Origin of the sequence: Lacrimispora sphenoides JCM 1415 (genome assembly GCF_900105615.1) — a bacterium.
GTDB classification, from domain to species: domain Bacteria; phylum Bacillota; class Clostridia; order Lachnospirales; family Lachnospiraceae; genus Lacrimispora; species Lacrimispora sphenoides.
The window spans coordinates 2,815,261-2,839,895 of record NZ_LT630003.1 but is presented as its reverse complement, the minus strand read 5'-3'; the positions used below and the strand labels follow the sequence as shown (position 1 = coordinate 2,839,895).

Here is a 24,635-nt window from a genome sequence, read left to right as displayed (position 1 = left end):
AGAAGTGTAAACGGAAAAACTTCCGGAGGATGTCTCAGAAGTGATTTTAAAACTCATTACAATATCTGCATTATCATTGTATGAAGTTGAAATTCGCTTTTGAGGCCTCCTCTTTCTTTGTGTATGGACTTAGTAATAAGTCGGGCTATCCCTTCCTCCCATCTTGGGTTAATATATGATAATCAGAGAGGAAGGGAGAGGTATGGAGAGCTACATCCGGAAGTCCCTGCCTTACTCTATCTATTTCTTCTCAGTATATTAAAAAGGGAAAGGCTATAAAACACAATTGCAGTACAAAGTAAGATCACAACGCTGGTAGTCGGTGTTACCTCATACCCTCCAAATCGGAAAGACACTCCCAAGTACTCCTTAAACTCCTCTAAATAGATGGAAGGTATTCCGCCAAAGGAGTTTCGCATAGGAATCTCCATTAACACCTGGCGAAACAGCGATGCGCCATGGGAAACTGGAAATGCTTTTATAACCGTTTGTACCGATTCAGGCAAAGTTCCTATGGGAAGATATATGCCGGTCAGGAACCCAATCAGAGTACCCAGAATAGAACTGGCTGTGCTGAATGCGCTATGGCTCTTGAAGAAAGACACGACAAAACAAACCAGAGAAGTATTGGTTAAAGTCGTAAGAAGAATTAATAAAAAGACCTTGATGCAGGCCATAGGAGTAAGCCATTCTCCGCCGCTATGCACAATATAAATTTCCGCGACTACAGCCATAACAAGAGACATGATCACACCAATAAAAAAGGAGCTTCCAATATAACCGCCAGTTATGCTGCTCCTTTTGATGGGAGAAGAATCAAAATCTTTATTGATTTTTTGGACTTTATCATCGATCATGATCCCAAACGCACCCATTGTGGTAGTAATGGAAGTCACTGTAAGAAGTCCTGACACCAGCCAGCTGTTCATCAAAGCCTGGGCGTATTTAAGTTCCTTCATGGAATCGTTCATCCAGACATCTCCTAAAAACAATGCGTAAAGCCCGATTATAATGAAAACGGACATCAGAGAAAAAAATACTGCAAGTCTGTCACGAAAAAACAACTTTAAATTACGTTCTATAAAAACTTTCATTGCCGCAGCTCCTTTCCTGTAATGCCGATAAAGGCCTCATCCATAGTGCCCTGCAGGACCTGAAAGCTGTTGATATAGCTTTGGCATTTTCCCAATATTGGAATAGCCGCCATAGTATCCGGCAGCTTTACAACAAGCTCGCCTGCCGAAACGGTGAAATCCAGCTTTAGTTCCTCCAAGGTTTGCCGCAGGGCTGTTTCATTCAGAATGGACATTCTCAAGGTGTCTGTGGTATACCGAGTCTTTAATGCAGCAGGTGTACCCTTGGCTGCGATTTTTCCATGATCGATGACAATCACATAATCCGATTCAGCGGCTTCCTCCATGTAATGGGTCGTCAGAAAAACCGTCATACCTGTTTTTCTTTGAAGCTGTCTGATTGTATTCCAAATGCTTTTCCTGGTTTGTGGATCAAGGCCAGTAGTAGGCTCGTCAAGGAACAGGATTTGAGGCGTATGGATCAGCGCACGGGCAATGTCTGCCCTGCGCCGCTGACCACCTGAAAGTTTCCCGTAAGGCCGGTTTGCTAATTCACTCAATTCTGTTGCTACCACAGCTTCATTTACGGCATTTTTTATCCTGGCTTTATCCGAAGTGTATAGGCCTGCCCGGATGGTCAGATTTTCTCTAACAGTGAGTAACGTGTCCAGTACGCTGTCCTGAAATACTACACCGATCATTTCCCGGATAGCCTGACTATCGTGCCGAAGGTCAAGTCCGTTGATGGTAATTTTCCCTTTATCAAAATCCAATAAGGTACATAAAATATCAATGGTAGTGGATTTTCCTGCGCCATTAGGACCAAGAAAGGAAAACAGCTTCCCCTGCTCTACATAAAAACTGATATCCTTTACCGCATTTATTTTGCCGTAATTTTTTCTTAAGTTGACTACCTCTATAATTTTGTTCATAGCATGATCCCCCCCCTTATTTCTACTATATAAAAGCCTATGAGGCTTCAAAAAATGGAAACTTTTTATTCAATACATAAGGTAAAGAATGTTATAAAAAGGACGGAAAGCTTTAATCAGCAAACCGTCCAGGCATTATAATTATAATTGATAATGTCGTTTCAGACTTTCATTTAACTGGCATGCCAGTGATTTCCAGACCCTCGATTTTCTTCAAGGAACAGGAATAACTTAACATAATTACTTGCCATAAACCGTTGCTTTTATGCTAAAGGACATTGGGAACTTATCCGTATTATAATCATAATTGAAAAGACCATCTCCTATATTGTGCAAGCCCCCAGCATCAAAAAAGTTTTCCTTAAATTCATTGAAATGCTCGATATGCAGTCCCGCAGAAGCAAGGGAATTGATTAAATCAGAAACCGTATACATCCAAAAATATGCCTTAACACCATGCTTTTGCTCGGAGGCATATCCGCCGATAGAATCTTCAATGTCGGGATCTTTCCCGAAATAAGGATACTTTACTTCCATCAAATTATCGGCAAGCTTCTGTTCATCCATTGCCAGAAAGAACGGGTGGCTGTCAAAAACGTAGAAAAATCCATCATCCTTGAGTAAATGCCGTATGGTTTCTCCCCATTTTTTAAGGTCAGGAAGCCAGCCGATTGCTCCCTCGGATACGAATACGACATCATATTTTTCGTTATGACAATCCATAAATTTCATGATGTCGGATTCTATAAAATCAATATTTGTAATATTCAGATCTTCTGCCAGCTTTTTTGCATAATGGATATTATCCGGCACCAGATCAACGCCTGTTGCACTGGCCCCCATTCTGGCAAGCAATATCGTATCTGCGCCGGTATTACATTGTAAATGTATGATCTTTTTGCCGCTCAAATCTCCAAGTTCACTTTGAATATATTTATTGAATTTATGACTGCCATCCAAAAGAGATTTCTTAAAAGTAAAATAGTGGTCTTGTGAAACCTGGCTCCATGCATGTTTGTTTGAATCAATCTCGTTCATATTCCCACCTCCGTAATTATTAAAATTGAAAATTTCATTCATGGATCTTCAATGCTGTAAATACCTTGTGACCGGACTGGTTGGCTAAAAGTCCTGATTCCATATTATACCATTCCTTGTATGACAGAACAAGCTTTGCCTGATTATCCATTATAAAAAATTATAGCAGGGACCGGACAAAGAAAAAAGGCGGATATGCAGCAACCATGGGAAGAATGGGCAGTTAAACGAACAAGAACCGGTTTTTTATGCTGATTGTAGTTTCATATTATTTGGCAAGAAGGCAGGAGTCGGTCCGGTCACAATTCCTGGATGAAAATAAGGATTCCTCGAACAAATGTTTGCAATAAGAAAAAAGGTATGATATAATAGAAAAAATCAGTTACTAAGTAATTCAGGTGCGGGCTAGATACGGTCCGCATTCTATTGTTCTCATATTCAGAATTTTAGTTTATTACAGGAGTATATTATGGCAAAACAGTATATCAAGATAAGAGGTGCCAATGAGCACAACTTAAAGAATATTTCCGTGGATATTCCAAGAAATGAGCTGGTTGTCTTAACCGGCCTCAGTGGTTCGGGAAAGTCTTCCCTGGCTTTTGATACCATCTATGCCGAAGGGCAGAGACGATATATGGAGTCTCTTTCCTCCTATGCCCGGCAGTTCTTAGGGCAGATGGAAAAGCCGGATGTGGAAAGCATCGAAGGACTTTCACCAGCTATTTCCATTGACCAGAAGTCTACCAACCGCAACCCCCGTTCGACAGTGGGCACAGTTACGGAGATTTATGATTATATGAGGCTTTTGTACGCCAGAATCGGCATTCCTCACTGTCCCAAGTGCGGGAGGGAGATCCGCAAGCAGACCATTGATCAGATGGTGGATCAGATCATGGAGCTGCCGGAACGGACGAAGATCCAGCTTTTGGCCCCTGTTGTCCGTGGACGGAAAGGGGAGCATGTTAAGGTTTTGGAGCACGCCCGGAGAAGTGGATACGTGAGGGTGCGCATTGACGGAAGTTTATATGAGCTTTCCGAGGAAATCAAGCTGGATAAGAATATCAAACACAGCATCGAAGTGGTAGTGGATCGTCTTGCGATTCGGGAAGGGATCGAAAAGCGTCTGACCGACTCCATTGAGACAGTTTTGGATCTGGCAGGCGGACTGATGACCGTAGATGTAGTGGATGGACAGCCCATAAATTTCAGCCAGAGCTTTTCCTGTCCTGACTGCGGTATCAGCATTGATGAGGTGGAGCCCAGAAGCTTTTCCTTTAACAATCCATTTGGTGCCTGTCCGGACTGTTTTGGGCTTGGATATAAGATGGAATTTGACGAGGATCTGATGATTCCGGATAAGAGTTTAAGTATTGACCAGGGAGCCATTGTGGTGCTGGGCTGGCAGTCCTGTACGGATAAGGGAAGCTATACCCGGGCTGTTTTGGAGGCCCTTGCAAAAGAATATAATTTCCGGCTGGATACTCCTTTTGAGGATTATCCCAAGGAAATCCATGATGTTCTTATCAATGGAACCAATGGTAAGGAAGTCAAGGTTCACTACAAGGGACAGCGGGGAGAGGGCATTTACGACGTTGCATTTGAAGGCCTTGTTCAAAATGTTGCCCGGAGATATCGGGAGACTTACTCCGAGTCTTCTAAGGCGGAGTATGAATCCTTTATGCGTATCACTCCCTGTCCCTCCTGCGGCGGCATGAGGCTTAAGAAGGAGTCCCTGGCTGTAACAGTCGGAGATAAGAACATTTATGAAGCTACCAACATGTCCATTGTTAAGTTCCGGAATTTTATGGACGAGATGGAGCTGACCCCTATGCAGCATGCCATTGGAGACCTGATTTTAAAGGAAATACGGGCCAGAATTTCGTTCCTTATTGATGTTGGACTTGACTATCTGACCCTGACCCGTGCTACCGGAACCTTATCCGGCGGCGAAGCTCAGAGAATCCGTCTGGCGACCCAGATCGGATCCGGCCTGGTAGGCGTTGCTTACATTCTGGACGAGCCAAGCATCGGACTTCATCAGAGAGACAATGACAAATTGTTAAAGACCCTTTTGCATCTCCGGGATTTAGGAAACAGCGTGATCGTGGTGGAGCATGATGAGGATACCATGATGGCGGCAGATTACATTGTGGATATCGGCCCTGGAGCCGGGGAACACGGTGGAAATGTGGTGGCTACGGGGAATGCCAAGCAGATCATGAAGAATAAGGATTCCATTACAGGCGCGTACTTGAGCGGACGGATTCAAATCCCCATTCCAAAGGAGAGAAGACAGCCTGCCGGTTATCTTACCGTAAAGGGAGCTGCGGAGAACAATCTGAAAAATATTGATGTGACCTTCCCGCTGGGAGTCATGACCTGCGTAACCGGTGTGTCTGGTTCGGGGAAGAGTTCTCTGGTCAATGAGATCCTTTATAAATCCCTGGCGAAAAAATTGAACCGTGCCAGGATCATTCCGGGAAAACATAAGGCAATAGAGGGAACGGAGCAGCTGGATAAGATTATTGCCATCGACCAGTCCCCTATTGGACGGACGCCAAGGTCCAATCCGGCTACTTATACGGGAGTATTTGATTTGATCCGCGACTTGTTTGCTTCCACTTCGGATGCAAAGGCAAAGGGATATTCCAAGGGACGTTTCAGTTTTAACGTAAAAGGCGGACGATGTGAAGCCTGCAGCGGCGATGGAATCATTAAAATAGAGATGCATTTCCTTCCGGATGTTTATGTTCCCTGCGAGGTCTGCGGCGGAAAGCGGTATAACCGTGAAACATTGGATGTAAAATACAAAGGAAAAAATATTTATGACGTCTTAAACATGACAGTAGAGGAAGCACTGAAGTTTTTTGAAAATGTTCCTTCTATTGCAAGGAAGATCGCCACGCTCAATGATGTGGGACTTTCCTATATCAGGCTTGGGCAGCCGTCTACGGAGCTTTCCGGAGGTGAAGCCCAGAGAATCAAACTGGCTACAGAATTGAGCAAGCGGGGAACCGGAAAGACCATTTACATTCTGGACGAGCCTACGACCGGTCTTCATTTTGCAGATGTCCATAAGCTGATCGAGATTTTACGCAAGCTTTCGGAAGGCGGCAATACGGTGGTTGTTATCGAACACAACCTGGATGTGATCAAGACTGCTGATTACCTCATTGACATCGGACCGGAGGGCGGCGAAAAGGGCGGTACGATCATTGCCCAGGGTACGCCGGAAGAGGTTGCAGAATGTCCTTCCTCATACACAGGATATTATGTAAAAAGGTATTTGGAATAGGTTGCTGGCTGAATGTGATAGGGCCTGAAAGAATTTCTTTTAGCTTTAAGTTTATGAATCAAGTAGATGTGCAAGCATGTCTGCTTGATTCATTCGTTTATAATAATGTTAAAAAGATGGAACAATAGAGCAGGGAAGATTTCAAGAAAATGCTTGTCAAGCAAGTGGAAGTAGAATATAATGTAACCCAAAGCTTTATTTGTTAAAGATGAAATTAGGAGGAATACCGTGGAGAGAGAAATGATTATCGTTCTGGATTTCGGTGGACAATACAACCAGTTGATTGCCAGAAGAGTCAGAGAATGCAATGTTTACTGTGAGGTTCATCCCTACACACTGTCACTGGATAAGATTAAGGAAATGAATCCGAAAGGAATCATTTTTACAGGCGGTCCAAACAGCGTGTATAAGGAGGATTCCCCACTCTGTTCAAAGGAAATCTTTGATATGGGAATACCGATCCTGGGAATCTGCTACGGCACCCAGGTTATGGCATATATGCTGGGCGGTAAAGTTGCTACAGCACCTGTCAGTGAATTCGGAAAGACAGAAGTTGACGTGGAGACTGACAGTAAAATTTTAGAAAATATAAGTTCCAAGACGGTTTGCTGGATGAGCCATACGGATTACGTAGAGAAAGCGCCGGAAGGGTTCCATGTTACAGCTCATACACCGGTATGCCCGGTAGCTGGTATGGAATGCGAAGAACGCGGTCTTTATGCCGTACAGTTCCATCCTGAGGTTATGCATACCCAGGAAGGCACCAAGATGCTTTCCAATTTTATTTATAATGTCTGCAAGTGTTCCGGTGACTGGAAGATGGACTCCTTTGTGGAGGCTTCCATTGAGACAATCAGAGAAAAGGTTGGAGACGGCAAGGTGCTTTGCGCCTTATCCGGCGGTGTAGACTCTTCCGTAGCTGCAGTTATGCTGGCTAAAGCTGTCGGAAAACAGCTTACCTGTGTATTTGTTGACCACGGTCTTCTTCGTAAGAACGAGGGAGATGAAGTTGAGGCCGTATTTGGACCCGAAGGACCTTACGACTTGAATTTTATCCGTGTTAACGCACAGGAACGCTTCTATGGCAAGCTGGCAGGAGTGGAAGATCCTGAGACAAAGCGCAAGATCATTGGCGAGGAATTTATCCGCGTATTTGAAGAAGAAGCTAAGAAGATCGGAACAGTGGATTTCTTTGTACAGGGAACCATTTATCCTGACGTGATCGAGTCCGGTCTTGGTAAGTCTGCTGTGATCAAGTCCCATCACAATGTGGGAGGACTTCCTGAGCATGTGGATTTTAAAGAGATCATTGAACCTTTAAGACTTCTGTTTAAGGATGAAGTGAGAAGAGCCGGTCTGGAGCTTGGTATTCCGGAATACCTGGTTTACCGTCAGCCTTTCCCAGGTCCGGGACTTGGTGTCCGTATCATCGGTGCAATCACTCCTGAGAAGGTAAAAATCGTACAGGAGGCTGATGCAATCTATAGAGAAGAGATTGCCAAGGCTGGTGTTGATAAGGAGCTGGGACAGTACTTTGCAGCATTGACCAATATGCGTTCTGTTGGCTGCATGGGAGATGAAAGAACCTACGATTATGCCATTGCATTAAGAGCGGTGCTTACCTCTGACTTTATGACGGCTGAATCTGCGGAACTGCCTTGGGAAGTTTTGGGAACAGTGACCAGACGAATTGTGAATGAAGTGAAGGGCGTGAACCGGGTGCTTTATGATTGCACGGGGAAACCGCCGGCTACAATTGAATTCGAATAATAAACAGTTTCGGGAACCCTTAGTGTTTATACGGGTTCCCGGACTTTTTTTATGGCAAGTGACACCCAAATGACACCCCAAATGTCAAAGAACCAGTATATTTGATCCAGTTATTTGTGAAATAATATATAAATGGTTCTATGTAGATGGGGGAAGTATTATCGATCCATTTGCTGGAGGTTCGGTTCGTGGGATTGTAGCAGCAATAACTGGCCATGGATATATGGGGATTGACCTGAGGGAAGAACAGGTTAAAAGCAACTTTGAGAATGCACAGGAAATTGGGATCGGATCTGATTCACTAAAGTGGATATGCGATAACAGCCTGAATGTGGATAAATATGCTGAAGATAAACAGTATGATATGCTCTTTACTTGCCCTCCGTACTATGATTTAGAAGTATATAGTGATAATCCAGAAGATATTAGTAATATGGAATATCAGGAGTTTGTGAAAACATATTCTGAAATACTTATAAAGAGTGCTAAGAAAGTAAAAGATAATCGTTTTGCTGCAGTGGTAATATCGGATGTACGGGATAAAAAAGGCTTTTATAGAGATTTAACTGGATTAACAAAAGCAGCCATGGAAAAAAACGGTTTTTATTTCTATAATGAGATCATCATATTAAATACTGTGGGGTCTGGGGCATGGCGATGTAGGGAAAACATGAGGAACCGAAAGGTAGTAAGAATTCATCAGAATTTATTGGTATTTTATAAAGGCGATCCCCAAGAAATTAAAATAGTCTTCCCGGAATTAAAGGCCGAAGACGAGAAGATGGAAGAGGCAGAAGAATGTCGGTGATAATCCTGGACAATAGTATACTGTTTTGGTAAGATACTGGAAATCCAAGGAGGATACTAATATGACAGAACAAATGGTGACTTTACGGGCTGTAGCAATTAATGCAAAGACATTGTATCTAAGAGGAATGATTTCTCGCGAAGAGGCAAAGCAGCGGATACAACCCTATTGTGATGAGTATAACAGGATTGGTCGAGAGAAGGCCAAAAAGTACAATCAAAAATTTAAATTATTCTCTTTTGTGGCATACATGAGGTCAAGTTACTGACCTCTTTTTTTATTGGATTACAAAACATACAAAATCGTGAGGTGGTGGTAATGAATGAGGCAAGGGCACCTACAAATGAAAACGTAAAAGAACAGATATTAGCTGAATATCGAACAGGTGTCAAACCTAATGAATTATCCGAAAAAACAGGTGTTTCCATTAATACTATTAAATCATGGATAAAGCGTGAAAAAACCAAAAGGTCTGAAGTCGAAGAGGGTGCACCCGCAAGCAAAAAGGATGCACCCTTCAAAAGTAAAAAGGGTGCACCTCCTGGCAATCAAAATGCTAAAGGAGCCGGGGCTCCGGATCGTAATAAAAATGCGGAGAAACAAGGGGCCTATTCTAAGATATACTGGGATACACTTGATGAAACGGAATTGGAGCTTTTGGGAGATATTCCCACCGGAGAGGAATTACAGCTCAGATAGCAGGTAGCAATGTACACCATCCGGGAACGGAGAATGCTTCACCAAATTGATGAGTTTAAAAGTAACTCTAAAAAGGGTTTTATATCAGGAGTATAAAAAGGAAAAAGCGTGTTGCCTGTGACGATAAAGGAGAGAAGCATGATGTATATGAGGATACGAACACTGACACCCAGAATACACTGAAATCTCTTACAACCCTTGAATCAGAGTTGACAAAGATTCAGAGAGCAAAGACGAAGTGTCTGGACTCTCTTATACATTTGAAAGCAGCTCAATCACACGGATGGGGCCTACGCCACTGGTACCTGGAGTAACTAATAAGAACACGATCAATATTAAAATCTGTGTGAATCCGGATTCCAATTACGCTACTGCCCGATTAAATTGTATTGATTTGGTAAAGTACTTGATCCAGACAACGGGCAGCCCTGCGAGTAAGGTAATCCATCATTATGATGCGAAAAAGAAGTGGTGTCCCTGAATATGATGGACTTGCCGGTTTTGTGGACAGAGTTTAAGGCTGCCCTGGAGGTTCAGCAACTCGGCTGGATACAGGAAGGTCAGGTATGGAAATACTACCGTGAATTGGGTAAGCCTGTCTGTAATGAATGGCAGTTGTTCGGGGATAAGTGGTATTGGTTTGACGGTTCTGGTCGAATGGTTACGAACGTCTGGTATCAATACGAAGGATATTGGTATTACTTAGGTGCAGATGGAGCTATGTGTGTATCACAGCTTGTTGAAAGCTCTGGAAAGATCTATGCCGAAGATAGTAACGGTAAGATGATCACGGAGCCAGTATCTCTCACTCCGGATCAGGATGGGGCGCTGCAGTATCCGGGATTAGCAGAATAAATAAAAATACTTAAATTATATTGGCAATAAGAAAAAGTTACGCTTAGGAAGAAAAGAGTGACGAAAATTTCAAAAATATAGATTTGAGTGATATTGTTATATACTATATGTATAGATAAGTATGATGAGTATATAGTTACCATGTGTGTAAGTGTTGCTTAGGATAAACATTGGGGGGTGAGGCCATTGGTTTTAATAAGTTAAGGTACCTTATAAATTGAATATTTTATGGTTATATCATTAGATTACAAAAGGAGGATTTCTATGAAAATAAAAAAAATCGTTAGTTTTTTACTATCAATTGTAATGATTTTATCATCCGCAACATATGCTTTTGCTCAAGAGCAGAATGAAAAAAATCTAATCTTCATTTTGAAAAAGGCAGTATAGAGGATTTATTAAATCCTACAACTACCAGAAGTAGCTTAAAGGAATTAATTTATACCTATGATCAGAATGGTGAAAGTTATCGAGTATATGATCAAGCTAATAATGATTTAACCTACACCTATTCGTCAATTTTTAAAATTGGAAAAAATCAAGAGGAAACCCTTGTTCGGCGTGAAATAGTCAATGTAGATAATAATGTGGTAACTACTACTATTATTGAAGATGGCCAGGAAACAATTCACGTTTTAGACCTTAATAACAGTAATATACCTGAGCTAGTGAATACACTTACTCCAAGAGGAACATGGGATGGCTGGCCAGTAAGTGATACTTATGAGCATTATGGAACTTTTAAATATTCTTACAGTATAGGTGGAACAACCGTTATGGCTGTTACAGCAACAATTAGTGCTATAGTAGGTGCTGCTAACATTCATCCATATGCTAAAATAGCTACTACTGCAATATCTGCAATAGTAAGATATATTGTTAATAATAGTCTTAAATGGACTTATGTAATAGAAGATGTCTCTTTCAGATGGACTAAAATACCAAATGTAACGTTGCAGCAACGCGCAGTTGAACTCACTATGCGTAAGTTTTATGCCGATAGTAATTACGCAACAGTAATTGGAAGTGCTAAAACTACTGTATATGCAAAAAATTATAAGGATTAGGTGATAATATCAAAAAATACATTATAAACAATTTGGCATATATTGCATTCATTTCTTCAATAATTATTGAAGAAAGAATTAAAACTAACGCTTCTTGGTTAAATATTATAAAAGCCAGATTTGGAACTATCGTTCTTCTTATCTTGATTGTAATTATTGTAAATGTAGTGATGACTATTTTTAAGGATTAGTTGATAACAAATTATAGTGCTTTTATGTTTGATTATAGAGAGTGTAAATTATGCTGATACAAGGCGGGGCTCTGGTGTATTCCGGGCCCGCCTTTTTGTTACCTCTCGACATGATACGTATGGAGCAGGAAAACGGCAAGGTGGCGGGAGTGCTGTTTTTGTGCATTGGGACCGACACCGCTCTACGTAAGACAGCCTTGGACCGCTCATTGGCTACAATCTGAAGGAAAAGGAGCTGGAATATTTAGAAGTTCTGGGGACACTGGAACGTCCGGTCCATGCCATGAATCTGGAGACTTATCAGACCATTTTAAAGCTTCGCTATCCGAATCACGTGGTGGTGGCAGTGCATCAGTTTTTTGTACGGTGCAAAAGGTTATTGATTATTTAGATGTTACCCCATATTAAATGGAAAACATAGTTCCACAACATCCCATATGATTTATGATTAAGATAGGCGGGCATCCCGGTAAATACACTTCGGGCCCGCCTAATAAAGTACTATGCAATCTACTTTTATCATGTTATTATAATTACGTAGGGTGGCAGAAAGGAAAGCCACATCATGGATTGCTATGCGGAATTGAATTCGAATAACAAACAGTTTCGGGAACCCCTAGTGTTTATGCGGGTTCCCGGACTTTTTTTATGGCAAGTGGTATCCGAATGGTACCCCAAATGCCAGATAGAGGATTTTTATATGTATTCGATAGGCATACCACGTCTGAAGATTGCTTCACCGGAAACCATAGCAAAACGATGATTATGGGGATCTTCTTCGCGTTCTCCTATCTTTACGCTGCCTTGAATTAGCAAATTGTTAGTGATAGTTTAATTAATATAGCGGGCCCGGAATACCGAAGCCCGCTTTTATTATTAACATCTTTTGCTGTCCTTTAAGCCTTACCAGTAGGTTTTTATTATTTCTTATATTCACCATTCACGTTCATGTTCGCATTCACATTCACGTTCATGTTCGCATTCACATTCACGTTCATGTTCGCATTCACATTCGCGTTCGCGTTCGCATTCACATTCGCATTTTGGTTTGCATTCGCATTCACATTTTGGCTTGCATTCGCATTTTAGTTTGCATTCGCATTTTGGCTTGCACTCGCATTCACATTTTGGTTTGCGCTCGCGTTTGCATTCGCATTCACATTTTGGTTTGCACTCGCATTCACATTTTGGTTTGCATTCGCATTCACGTTTTGGTTTGCATTCGCATTCACACTCACGTTTGGGTTTACAACTTATTCTGCATTTAAATTCTTCGTTTCTCATATTTATTGACTCCTTTCATACCGTTCTACATTAATAGTATATGGGACAGGCAGGCAAGGTGTGAATTTTAAGAATGGCTTACTGTTAGCACCTGAAGGCAGTCGAAAAATGATATGATTCAATGTAAAGGCGAACCAGTTTCCGGATATCCGCCTTATAACGTTTTTTTTATCTGCTATAAAGGTATTTACATTAAATCTGTGATTACATCTAAAACGTCTATTAAAGCAGCACATATATTATGTATGGTCCACGGTAAAATCGTACTATAATGTATGAACTAAATAGACAAAGTGTGTTAATAGCAGTTTGCCCGTAATAATTCAACCGGTCCTGAATAATTTGAAGCTCAGACCTGATCCGGTGTGAGCGTCATCGATACCAATCGATACCACAACTATTTTAGCTTTACTGTCGAGGAAAAAATACTTAGAGTCAGAAGCCCTTGTAAATTCAAGGAAATCCGGCTCTTTTCTTTATGATATGAAATTATAATGGAAAATGAGCCATAATAAAATCGAAAGACCACTCCTCGAAAGGAACGGTCTTTCATTTGGCCTCCACCATGCCGAATTCAAGTAAATATTATATAATAGAAAGGCTTGTCAAACTCAAAAATTAGCAAAATTATATAACTTTACCACTGTATAATGCAAGTGTTTTCACCAGATTATGCTAAAATAAATACAAGAAAGCAAAATCAAAAGAGGTGAACCTGTGAATCATTTAATTTATCCTTTAGATCAACAAAAAACAATCAACCGTTTTCTTACGACGGGCACATACTGCCAGCCTCAGGAATTTAAAAAAGCGGTTCTAAAAGGCAATATCAATGAATGGCTAAAATATGGTTTTTCTATTCACGAAAACCCTTGCCGAGGTGAATTTCTCGAAAAAAGAAGGGCGCTGACACCAGAATACATCGATATCAGTCAATACAAGCTTCATGATACCATAACAGTATTTGACCAGGAGAGAACGCTTCAGGTCTACTACCCCTTCGGAAATGCAGGCCTTGATTTTTCTGAGTTTTATTTTAACCCTACCTATCTGCGCAGTTACAGCTACTGCTGTCTGTTTTCCGACACTCAGAGCAGCGAAGATTTTTTACTGGAGACTTGCGGAGGTGTCACCTTATGGCTTAATGATGTACTGATCACCGATTTTATCCCGTTCACCCGGAATATGGTTAAGCAGCAGAAAGTGACTCTTCCGCTAAAACAAGGCTTTAATAAACTGGTAATATGCTTAGATGACTTAGCTGAGAGAGATACTGACTATTATTTCCATCTGATCTACTTAGGTGATGAAAAAATACGGATGTGTATTCCGGTACCGGCTGAGATTGAAGCGGACAAAATCTATCAGATCGAACATATGATGGATGATATCTCTTTTGAAAAGGAGGTATACATAAGCGAACCCGTAGAACTTCAGATACATAATCCATTTCATGAACCGTTGCAGATGACAGCTTTTTATAAACCGGTGGCGGACAAGATGACTGACGCCGGAAGCCTGATAGAAAAACGGACCTATGAACTGACAAATGACAAGACAGAAGTGCGGCTGTTTGAGGCAGATGATGTAAAGCCCGGATTTTATTACTTTCAAATAGAAGTTTTATTCGAAGGTATTGCAGTAGGGCGCAGGATCGGTACCCAGGTATTTCATCACAAACTCTTAGAACCTAAAACATACATGATCAAGGAGCGTAAGCAGGAAGCACTTGCATACCTGCGGGATGTGGAAGTAGAGAATGTGTACAAGGCCGCCGCCATGCTTCATCTGGACGGAAATGCAAGAGCAGCTAACCAAATATTGTTGGAAGAGTTAAAAGGAATCGAGCTACGCAAAGATTGCAGTGATTTCCATCTTGTCATTGTTATACAGATTTATATTCGGTTTTCTGGTCTTTTATGGGATGAAACGAAGAGACGGATCGAAGAAGTATTGCTTAACTTCCGGTACTGGTTTGATGAACCGGGGAATGATGTTATGTGGTTTTTCAGCGAAAACCATGCATTATTATTTCATATCTGTCAATACGCCGCAGGAAGATTGTTTCCGGATCAAATATTTACAAACAGCGGTTTGACTGGAGCCCAGCTGGTGGCAAAGGCGGAAATACTGTTAGATAAATGGTTTGCCGGATTCTTGGGAGAATATATAACCGAATGGAATTCCAATGCCTATATTCCGGTAGATGTACTGGGGCTTTGTTCCTTATATAATCTGACAGAAGCTGGAAACCAGTGGAAGGAAGCCGCCAGGAAGGCCCTTGACCATATCTTCTATGACATGGCGTTACTGGAGCATAAGGGAACGGTCATGACTACCTTTGGCCGCAGTTATGAAAAGGAATTGAAAGGCAATTATACGGCAGGTACCACCTCTTTACTTTATATTGCATATAATAAAGGCTGCTTAAACCGTGCAGCTCTGGCCTACACATCCTTTGCCCTGGGAGAATATGAGCCGCCCGCAGAGTATAGGCAATTTATGGAACTTCCGGAGGGTGAGGCAATCATATATAAAAAGACCCAGGGGTACGAAGGTTATGTAAACCTATATATGTATAAAGACTCAACGGTACAATTATCGACAGCAGTAGATTTTTATCCCTTTACACCGGGATATCAGGAGCATATTATGCAGGCGACCATCAACCCCACGGCCCAGGTATTCGTCAATCATCCGGGAGAAGTACAGCCTTACGGCAATGGACGGCCTAACTTTTTTGCAGGTAATGGAAGCAGGCCAAGAGGTGCACAATACCGTGATTTAGGGATACTGCAATATAAGATTCCTCAGGAACACCCGGTTTCTTACACCCATGCCTATATTCCGCTCAGTGAATTTAAAGGATATATCGGTGATGATCATGTGGTAACTGTGGAGCAGGAGGACGGATATATCGGTGTGATTGCCCTTAACGGTCTGCATATGCAGCAGGAGGGCCCTTGCAAATACCGGGAATTTATAAGCCCCGGGCGGGAAAATGTATGGCTGATCAAGATGGGCAGAAAAGATGTATATGGAAGCTTACAAGCATTTTATCAGAAGATTAAGAAGATTCAAATGATAAAACAGGAGGATCGTGAGGTTTGGAATATTGTAGGAACCGAATATGGTGATGTGGTTCTTGCTGAGGAAGGACTTTTGATTGGCGGCAAAAAAGCTGCAAATTATCCCTATACCTATCAAGGGGTTATGGAAAAAACATGCAGCTAATGTAAATGGAGGAATCAAGGTGATTAGCAAGAATGAAATCGAAGGAATATTAGGCAAAGTAAGCGACAAAATGATGCATCTGAAAAATCCGGGAGTAAAAGAGAAGTTTCCGGTCAGCCTTATTGATATGAACTGTTGGGAGTGGCCTCAGGGAGTAGGCTTGTTTGGACTTTATAAGTATTATTGCAAATCTCAGGAACAAGAAGTGCTGGATTTTTTGATCCGTTGGTTTGACGAGCGGATTTCAGAGGGAATATCGGAGCGGAATGTGAATACGACAGCTCCCATGTTAACACTGACTTATATTTATGAGATTACCCAAAAAGAATCTTACTTGGAATTGATACGTTCCTGGGCTGATTGGGTGATGGATGAAAATGGCCTGTTAAAAACAAAGGACGGATGCTTTCAGCACATGATAACCGGAGATCCCAATGACGGAGAAATCCTGATTGATACCTTATTTATGACTATTTTATTCTTAAGCCGGGCTGGAAAATTGCTTAACAGGCCAGACTATGCAGAAGAGGCAGATTATCAGATTGTCAATCATATCAAGTATTTATACAATAAAGAAGAAGGCCTGTTTTATCATGGCTGGAACTTTAATTATAACCACAATTATGGCAAGGTTTTATGGGGAAGAGGAAATAGCTGGTATACGGTTGGTATGATGGAATATCTGGAAGAAAGAGACGTTTATACAGCCCTAAAAAGACATTATTTAAGCGTGTACCGCTACCAATGCCAGGCGATTAAACGTTATCAGGACAAGGCTCACGGATTGTGGCATACGGTGATCAATGATGCGGGCACTTATATTGAAATTTCCGCCGGCGCCGGTTTCCTGGCTGGTATGATGAAAGGGGTTCGTCTGGGGTATCTGGAAGCAGAAGAATATCTTCCTGTGATTTCAGAAGGCGTCAAACATATCCTTGCGTACATACAGGAAGATGGAACAGTGGATCAGGTTTCTTATGGTACTCCCATTGGTATGAATGTATCATTTTATCAAGATATCCCCTGTTATCCCATGACTTATGGCCAGGCGCTTATGATATTAATGCTTCAGGAGATGATGGAGGATTATTGGCAGAGTTTATGAAGTAAGGAAGGAATGCCCTGAAAGGAAGAATACGGTGAAATCACGCATATTTTATGAGGAATTTGATTCATTTTACTATTATAGCGGCGGTACTCAGAATTGGAATATGCAAGGGCTCCATTTTCATAAGAATTATGAAATTATCTTGGTTATGAGTGATGGTGCCGGAATTTGTATTGACAACCGGGAATATGAGGTGGAAAAAGGGACTCTTTTTGTAATTAACAATCGGGAATATCATAAAACATCCGGTGTAAAAGGGCAGGATTATAACCGCTATGTGGTTATGTTTGATCCGGATCGTTTAAGGGCTGTATCACAGGCTATGGATTATGACTTCTTTAAATATTTCGAACACCGGCCAGAAGGATTTATTCACAAGCTGTATCTGAATAAAGAGCATCTTGGAGAAGTGATTGGGTTGTTTGAAAAGGTGGAGAAATGCAGTGTATCCACACAACAAGGGATGGACGGGGTTGTTTTAAATCTGGCTATTATGGAGCTGCTGGTTTACATTAACCGGCTGTATGATTTCTTCTCAGAAAAATCCATAGACGATGCAGAAATGGCTGCATTTGAAGGTGAGAGCGGACCGGTTCATGACAGGGATCGAATCGAATTAATTAAGAAATATATTGCTGCTCATGTGGAAGACAAGCTGGACTTAGATGGTATCGCCGAACAGTTCTATATGAATAAGTACTATTTGAGCCATTATTTTAAAAAAGAAACAGGTTTTACCATCAGCCAGTATATTACTAATCTTAAGATGACAGCGGCGAAAGGAATGTTAAAGAATGGTTTTTCCGTGACAGAAACTGCGGTGGCTCTTTCTTATAACAGCGACAGCCATTTTATCAATACCTTTAAAAAGAATACAGGAACAACGCCAAAGAAATATGCGACCGAGAAGCAGTAGATGTTTGGAACGCAAGAGGGAAACAGGGCATGGGCTATGCTCTATCTGCCGAACGTAGGGCAGGTTTTAGTATAAAAATACAAAAAAATTAAGGAGGAATTTACTATGAAAAAAGCATGGAAGAGAGTGGCAGCAGGAATGCTGGCAACCGTTATGGCTGCTTCTTTAGCCGCCTGCGGTTCTAAGGGATCGGGAACAGCGACAACAAAAGCACCGGAAACAACGGGAGCAGCGGGTGGGGCAGCCGCTGCCGGAACACTGAAAGTCCTGATGCCAGAGGAGCCGGGGGCCGAAAACTCACTGAATAATGCGCTTAAAGCCTGGAGTGAGGAAACAGGAAACCAGATTGATATGATTATCATTTCCCATGATGACCAGTTGACCAAATTCCCGGCTATGGCAAAGAATAAGGATCTGCCGGATATCATCGCAACAACCAGACTTCATCAGTTATATCCGGAAGAATTTATGGATATGGCAAAGGTAGTGGATTTAAGTTTATTTGAAGATTCTGCTTTAAAGATCGTAGGCAAGGATTATAAATCAGATAAGATATCAGGCCTGCCCAGACAGTTTACTACTACCTGCATGTATTACAATGAAGATGCATTTGCAGCCGCCGGAGTAGAGGCTCCAACGGTCGACAACCCATGGACTTGGGACGAACTGTATGAGAATGCTGCGAAGATCCAGGCCAGCGGTACTGTTAAGTATGGTTTTGCAGCAGATGTTTCGAGAGCCAGATATGATATTCTGATGTATGCCAATGGCGGTTCTTTAGTAGAAAAAGACGGAGACACTTTTAAAGTTAATGTAAATAATCCGGTAAACGTGTCTACTTTGGAGAAGTTCGTGGCTGCGAATGAAAGCGGTGTTATGCCAAAAGCCATCTGGGCCGGCGGTTCTACTGACAACCCGGTGGAGTATTTTAAGAATGGAGATGCTGCCATCCTTTTATCCGGTTCCTGGAATTATAATTCTTTGACCACAGATGTGTCTAAATTTAAGTTCGGTGTAATGCCGACTCCTAAGGGAAGTGCTTCACAGGCAGCTATTATCGGTGGTGAAGCTTTGGCAATACCGGAGAATGCAGCAGGAAAAGACCTTGCCGTTGAATTTGTAAAATGGTTCTACGATGAGAAAAATTTCAAGAATTATATTCAGGAAGACAAGGGATTATCTTCACTTAAATCAGTGATCTATGAACCGGCTGACGAAAAAGCAGCGGCAGACTTTAAGATTCTTCAGAATGAGGTTTCTTATGTGACAGACAACTTTATGGTAGATGAAAGCTCTGCATGGAGAACCTACAAGGATAATGAATACCGGGATTACATAAAACGTGCGGTAAGCGGTGAGATCACCGCAAAAGAAGCTCTGGATGCATTTACAAAAGAATTAGCTGAATCATCAGGCTGGACAACTACTCAATAAGAATAAGCAACAAAGCAAAAGGAGGAGACTTATATGGGGAAGAGAAGAAAGGCATTTTCGCATACCAGGGCATTCTGGATATTTGTGGCACCGGCAGTGCTGTTGTTTTCCGTATTTTTCATCCTTCCTCTGATCTTAAGTATTGGATTTTCCTTTACAAATTATGACGGATGGAAGACGATGGACTTTGTAGGACTAAAGAATTATACGAAACTGCTGGTCAGTAAGGATTTCTATAAGGTATTGGGTAGAACCTTTGTATATATGCTGTTTAGCCTGCCCTTTAAAGTGATTGTTCCTCTTCTTATCGCCACATTGGTTACCTCTAAGCAATTAAAGCTTACTACATTGGTCAGGACAGTGGTGTATATTCCGGTTCTATTATCAGCACTGGTAGTAGGTATTACAATTAACTGGATGTTTGGACAGGAATATGGATTGATTAATTATGTAATACAGTCCTTTGGAGGAACTCCGCTTCAGTGGGCACTGAATTCGAAACTGGCTACTTTTGTAGTCAGTTTCGCCTCCAACTGGGCTTCGACAGGATTTTATATGGTTATGTTTATCGGAGGCATCAATAATATATCCAAGGAATTATTTGAGGCTGCCAGTGTGGATGGTGCCAAACCGGTTCAGGCTTTTTTCAGAATTACCGTACCGCTTTTGTCACCTACTGTTTTTATTGTACTGCTTCTTTCTACTGTTAACTTATTGAAGGAGTACGCATTGGTACAAGGTATTACCTCTGGAGGACCCGGAACCTCCACTACTTATATCGTTCAGTACATTTTTGACCAGGGATTTACCCAGGCCCGCTATGGATATGCATCGGCAATCGGAGTGGTAGTTAGCCTTATCTTTATTGCAATTGCCATGATTCAGTTTAAGATGACCAGAGGAGGTGAGGTATGATGAACAGCGGAAAGAAAAGATTTACTTCTGTGCTTGTCACGGCTATCGGTATGGGCACAGTTTTTGTGATGATATTTCCTATTATCTGGCTGCTTATGAGTTCTTTTAAAGATTCTACGGAATTATTTGCCTATCCGCTGAACTTTTTTCCAAAGGAATTTACGTTTAAGTCTTATGAGAGTGTAATTGCAAGCGGTTTCTTCACTTATGTAAAGAACAGTTTGTTCTTAGCGGTAGTTGGGACGGCGATTACCTTAGTGATCAGTTCCATGTGCGGCTATGCCCTGGCTATTTACCGCCATGATATTCCGTATACAAATAAGGTATTTGGCATCTTTTTACTTGGTACTCTGATTCCGGGAGAGATTCTTACCATCGCTCAGTTTTCGGTAATCAGTGAACTTCATCTGTACAATAATATCTGGGGTGTTATCCTTCCGGTGGTGACCACTACAACAGGAATTTTTATGTACCGTCAGCATTATATGTCTATTCCCCTTTCTCTGGCCGAGTCAGCAAGGCTTGATGGCGCCAGTGAGTTCCAGATTTTCCGGTCGATTATGCTGCCCCTTGGATCTTCTGTGACGGTAACACTTACTATTTTCTCCTTTATGTGGAGGTGGAATGACTATATTCTTCCGCTCATGGTACTGTCAGATCAGAAGAAGTTTACAATTCAGATTGCGATAAAGAGCTACATTGGTATGATGGGCGTGAATTGGAATGCGATTTTATCTTCTTCCATTATTTCTATTTTGCCCCTCATTATTATCTTTATGTTTTTGCAGAAGTATATTACCGGGGGAATCGCAGCAACCGGTGTAAAAGGGTGATGGGAGGAATGGTCTGTGAAACGCTACATGGAACATATGGTACGGTCGGCAGAAAAGAGAACTGAAGAGTTTCTGGCCCATCAGATGAAAGACAGAGGAAACATTGCTGACGGTGCTTTTGAGACCCAGCTTTTAGAGGCAAAGCCTACGATCTATTTGCTGTCAGCTGCGGCAGCAGTTTATGTAAATCAGGAAAGCCGGTTCTATCATGAGCCGCGTTTGTATGATGCAATGAACCGAGCTCTGGATTTTGTTATCCGGTGTCAAAGGGAGGATGGAAGTTTCGACTATCCTTCCTGTAATTTTTATTCTGCGGCTGACACTTCCTTTTGTTTTAAACGTCTGATTGCTGCTTACCGGCTGCTTGAGGCCTATGAAAAAGAAGATGATGCAAAAGAATTAAAGGATAAGTATCAATGGATTATGAGAAAGGCCTTAGATGCCATCGCCACAGGAGGATTTCATACGCCCAATCACAGGTGGGGTTTGCAGCAGCACTTCTTCAGGGAAGTCATTTGTTTAAAGAGCCGGAGCTGTCTGAACGTCTGACCAAGAGAGCCATGATGTATATAAGAGAGGGAATTGACGGAAACGCAGATGGGGAATATGCTGAGCGGTCCACAGGGAATTATAATGCGGTGGTCAACAATTCTATGATGGCTCTTTATGAGGAGACCGGAAATGAAGAATATCTGGGATATGTAGAACGGAATCTGCAAATGATGCTTACCTTTATAGATCCGGATGATACGATATTTACCCAAAACTCAACCAGGCAGGATAGAGGAAAGGCAGATTATCCGGATAAATATTTCTATCAATATCTTTACATGGCAAGCCTTTCGTCTTCCTCTGAGGAGAACCGCAGAGTGTTTGAAGGAGCGGCCCATAAGATCATCAGAGACAATATGGAACGGGGAGACCTGGCACCGGATTGTCTGCATATCGTTATGCTGCATCAGAGAATGAAGAATTTTGAATTTAAGGAATATGGGTACTTGGAAAATTACCGTAAGTTTTATGAAGAATCAGGAGTGGTTCGGGTCAGGCAGGGTAACTTTGGATACAGTGTATTGAGAGGAAAGGATGAATTCCTCTATTTAAAATGGAAATCAACTCTAATTTATGTACGGATTGGAGAAAGCATAGGGGATAACAGGGATTTTCGAGCGGCTGATATGAAGGTGATGATGAAAGAGAAGGAATATGAGCTGTCTTCTACCGTGGAAAACCGCTATTACCTCCCCTGGAAAGAGGCTCCGGATACCAGCGATTGGTGGAAAATGGACCATACGGAACGAGAGGTGCTGGTGAAGGGAGCTGTGAAGCTGTGGGTTGGAGTGACAGAAGTAAAGGGCGGTGCAGAATTATCCCTAAAAGCAGAGGGGATAAGCCGTGTTCCTATTCGGCTTCAACTGTGTGTACCGTCCGGCGCAGTGTTAGAGAGTAAGAGTTTTTTCATGGATACTTATCCGGGAGCCTCAATGATTCTGCGGGATGGAGATGTTGATCTTCATCATGAGGGACAACGAATTAAGATTGGACCAGGATTTGGCCTGCATGCGTTTAAAGGACATTATAGTGGTGAAAAGGTGAATTCCCAGGGGTATACCATTTACTTAAATGAATATGTACCCTTTGAGCGTAAGGTGAGGTTAGTGCTGCAGGGAGAGGAAGGGGATATTTTAGAGTGAATACGGAGTTGAAACGCTGCAGCCTGGTATTTATGCGGGCTGCAGCGTTTTTTGAGTGGTGATTCCGGTGTTGCTTTGTTCCGTTTTGATCCAAAGTGGCTTTGGTTTATATAGTTTAGCCTCATCAAGTAGAGGCGCGGATTTCGAATATCCGATTGTCCAGTAATTTACCTTGTCCTCAAACTCAAATTTATAGGCCGGGTCAGATATGGAACTATAAAAATTCTTTTAGTATTTCAGTTAAATCATCACATTTGTATTGTAAAAACGGTCATTGATATAGTAAAGTAGAATTTGCAACCGCCAGTTGACAAATTATACAGCGCACTTGGTGGTTGTCAACCGGTAAAAATACTATAATACAGACAGTCATATATCACCAGGTGAACGCAGATATTTATTACAGGACATTTGAAGATGGAATGACATAAATAAATTTTGAAAGGATGGTGCATTGTGATATTATCAGAAAAAATTATTGCATTGCGTAAGAAGGCCGGATGGTCGCAGGAGGAGCTGGCACACCAGATGGGCGTATCGAGGCAGTCAGTATCTAAGTGGGAGTCCGGAACTTCAATTCCTGATTTGGAACGAATTTTAAAACTTAGTCAGGCATTCGATGTCAGTACGGATTATTTATTAAAGGAAGAGATGGAGGCAGATCCGGCATCTATTGCCATGGAAACTGATCGCGATGAGGTTCAGAAGACAGTTACCCTTGATATGGCCAATCAATTCATGGATATCAAGATCCGGGGGGCAAAAAAGACAGCCTCAGGTATCGCGGCTTATGTTTTGTCTCCGGTCATGCTGATTTTTCTGGGAGGATTAACAGAATTAAAAAATGTAAACATCAGTGAAAACATGGCAGGAGGATTGGGAGTGGCCATATTACTGCTGATTGTCGGAATTGTCACAGTGTTTTTTGTAATGAATGGTATGAAGATGGAATCTTACCAGTATTTGGAGAAAGAAATCTTCCGCCTGGAATATGGAGTGGAAGGGATCGTACGAAAAAGAATGGCAGAATATGAAGGAACCTATAGAATCTTTAATGTGGCAGGTGTTTTCCTGTGTATTATCTGCGCTTTGCCATTGATGACAGCCGTTGCGTTAAGCAGCTCAGACTTTGTCTATGTTATGTGTGTAGTGTTCCTGTTGATCATAGTTGCCTGTGCTGTATTTTTATTCGTAATAGCAGGAGAGAAAAAAGGCTGCTTCCAGATGCTGCTGCAGGAGGGGGATTATACGGTAGAGAAAAAACTGGAAAAGAAGCAGACAGAATACCTGCATGTGATCTATTGGAGTACCATAACCGCAGTATATCTCGGCATCAGCTTTTATACGGGAAATTGGAGCAGGACATGGATTATCTGGCCTTGCGCAGGAGTTATGTATGCGGCGGTGCAGGCGTCAGCTGCAGCATTGAAAGGTAAGAAAACGACACATTAAGCGAGTGATATTTGTTTAACGAAAATCTGCAATCAAG

General features: G+C 41.8%; 21 protein-coding genes. 18 read left to right on the top strand and 3 right to left on the bottom strand.

Going from position 1 to position 24,635, the window contains the following annotated elements; translation table 11 throughout:
• Nucleotides 1-236: 236 nt before the first annotated feature.
• The 3 genes from BMX69_RS12865 to BMX69_RS12855 form a co-directional block, all read right to left on the bottom strand.
• A complete protein-coding gene (locus tag BMX69_RS12865) occupies nucleotides 237-1,094 on the bottom strand; it encodes an ABC transporter permease (RefSeq protein ID WP_100042551.1) in 858 nt (285 codons plus the stop codon).
• Nucleotides 1,091-2,005, bottom strand: a complete 915-nt coding sequence (locus tag BMX69_RS12860; protein ID WP_100042550.1) for an ABC transporter ATP-binding protein — start codon at nucleotides 2,003-2,005, stop codon at nucleotides 1,091-1,093. Before BMX69_RS12860 ends, BMX69_RS12865 begins: the two co-directional genes overlap by 4 nt.
• 240 nt (nucleotides 2,006-2,245) lie before the next feature.
• Entirely contained in the window at nucleotides 2,246-3,043 is a 798-nt protein-coding gene (locus BMX69_RS12855) for a class I SAM-dependent methyltransferase (RefSeq protein WP_100042549.1), read from the bottom strand.
• A gap of 469 nt (nucleotides 3,044-3,512) precedes the next feature.
• Between BMX69_RS12855 and uvrA the strand changes: the two genes are divergently transcribed.
• From uvrA to BMX69_RS12765, 18 genes are all read left to right on the top strand, one after another.
• Nucleotides 3,513-6,338 carry an excinuclease ABC subunit UvrA gene (uvrA, locus tag BMX69_RS12850; protein WP_100042548.1) on the top strand — a complete coding sequence of 942 codons (2,826 nt, stop codon included), beginning with the start codon at nucleotides 3,513-3,515 and terminating at the stop codon, nucleotides 6,336-6,338.
• 228 nt (nucleotides 6,339-6,566) lie between these two features.
• Nucleotides 6,567-8,108, top strand: coding sequence for a glutamine-hydrolyzing GMP synthase (gene guaA / locus BMX69_RS12845; RefSeq protein ID WP_054790899.1), 1,542 nt, complete (start codon nucleotides 6,567-6,569; stop codon nucleotides 8,106-8,108).
• A gap of 97 nt (nucleotides 8,109-8,205) precedes the next feature.
• On the top strand, nucleotides 8,206-8,916 hold the full coding sequence (locus tag BMX69_RS12840; protein WP_100042547.1) for a DNA methyltransferase: 711 nt from the start codon (nucleotides 8,206-8,208) through the stop codon (nucleotides 8,914-8,916).
• A 61-nt stretch (nucleotides 8,917-8,977) separates the two neighbouring features.
• Nucleotides 8,978-9,184, top strand: coding sequence for a hypothetical protein (locus BMX69_RS12835; protein WP_242941255.1), 207 nt, complete (start codon nucleotides 8,978-8,980; stop codon nucleotides 9,182-9,184).
• Between the two features lie 50 nt (nucleotides 9,185-9,234).
• Entirely contained in the window at nucleotides 9,235-9,615 is a 381-nt protein-coding gene (locus BMX69_RS12830; protein ID WP_100042546.1) for a hypothetical protein, read from the top strand.
• A 483-nt stretch (nucleotides 9,616-10,098) separates the two neighbouring features.
• Entirely contained in the window at nucleotides 10,099-10,470 is a 372-nt protein-coding gene (locus tag BMX69_RS12825) for a hypothetical protein (protein ID WP_054790896.1), read from the top strand.
• Between the two features lie 264 nt (nucleotides 10,471-10,734).
• On the top strand, nucleotides 10,735-10,860 hold the full coding sequence (locus BMX69_RS24915) for a hypothetical protein (protein WP_278280612.1): 126 nt from the start codon (nucleotides 10,735-10,737) through the stop codon (nucleotides 10,858-10,860).
• Between the two features lie 197 nt (nucleotides 10,861-11,057).
• Complete coding sequence (locus BMX69_RS24135) at nucleotides 11,058-11,537, top strand: hypothetical protein (protein WP_147297061.1); 480 nt, start codon at nucleotides 11,058-11,060, stop codon at nucleotides 11,535-11,537.
• A gap of 399 nt (nucleotides 11,538-11,936) precedes the next feature.
• The gene (locus BMX69_RS25125; RefSeq protein WP_334292483.1) at nucleotides 11,937-12,119 is read left to right on the top strand and encodes a DUF1256 domain-containing protein; all 183 of its coding nucleotides are present in this window, start codon (nucleotides 11,937-11,939) and stop codon (nucleotides 12,117-12,119) included.
• Nucleotides 12,120-13,729: 1,610 nt separating this feature from the next.
• On the top strand, nucleotides 13,730-16,246 hold the full coding sequence (locus BMX69_RS12800) for a hypothetical protein (RefSeq protein WP_100042544.1): 2,517 nt from the start codon (nucleotides 13,730-13,732) through the stop codon (nucleotides 16,244-16,246).
• A 19-nt stretch (nucleotides 16,247-16,265) separates the two neighbouring features.
• Nucleotides 16,266-17,351 (top strand): glycoside hydrolase family 88/105 protein, encoded by a 1,086-nt coding sequence (locus tag BMX69_RS12795; RefSeq protein ID WP_054790919.1) that lies wholly within the window; start codon nucleotides 16,266-16,268, stop codon nucleotides 17,349-17,351.
• A 34-nt stretch (nucleotides 17,352-17,385) separates the two neighbouring features.
• Nucleotides 17,386-18,270, top strand: a complete 885-nt coding sequence (locus BMX69_RS12790) for an AraC family transcriptional regulator (protein ID WP_100042543.1) — start codon at nucleotides 17,386-17,388, stop codon at nucleotides 18,268-18,270.
• 105 nt (nucleotides 18,271-18,375) lie between these two features.
• Entirely contained in the window at nucleotides 18,376-19,704 is a 1,329-nt protein-coding gene (locus BMX69_RS12785) for an ABC transporter substrate-binding protein (protein ID WP_054790890.1), read from the top strand.
• A gap of 33 nt (nucleotides 19,705-19,737) precedes the next feature.
• On the top strand, nucleotides 19,738-20,619 hold the full coding sequence (locus BMX69_RS12780; RefSeq protein ID WP_100042542.1) for a carbohydrate ABC transporter permease: 882 nt from the start codon (nucleotides 19,738-19,740) through the stop codon (nucleotides 20,617-20,619).
• On the top strand, nucleotides 20,616-21,452 hold the full coding sequence (locus tag BMX69_RS12775; RefSeq protein ID WP_242941254.1) for a carbohydrate ABC transporter permease: 837 nt from the start codon (nucleotides 20,616-20,618) through the stop codon (nucleotides 21,450-21,452). The genes BMX69_RS12780 and BMX69_RS12775 overlap by 4 nt, the downstream gene beginning before the upstream one ends.
• A 15-nt stretch (nucleotides 21,453-21,467) precedes the next feature.
• Complete coding sequence (locus tag BMX69_RS24710) at nucleotides 21,468-22,001, top strand: glycoside hydrolase family 127 protein (RefSeq protein WP_242941253.1); 534 nt, start codon at nucleotides 21,468-21,470, stop codon at nucleotides 21,999-22,001.
• Nucleotides 21,932-23,146, top strand: coding sequence for a hypothetical protein (locus BMX69_RS12770; RefSeq protein ID WP_242941252.1), 1,215 nt, complete (start codon nucleotides 21,932-21,934; stop codon nucleotides 23,144-23,146). The genes BMX69_RS24710 and BMX69_RS12770 overlap by 70 nt, the downstream gene beginning before the upstream one ends.
• 456 nt (nucleotides 23,147-23,602) lie before the next feature.
• A complete protein-coding gene (locus tag BMX69_RS12765) occupies nucleotides 23,603-24,598 on the top strand; it encodes a helix-turn-helix domain-containing protein (protein WP_157724413.1) in 996 nt (331 codons plus the stop codon).
• Nucleotides 24,599-24,635 lie beyond the last annotated feature (37 nt).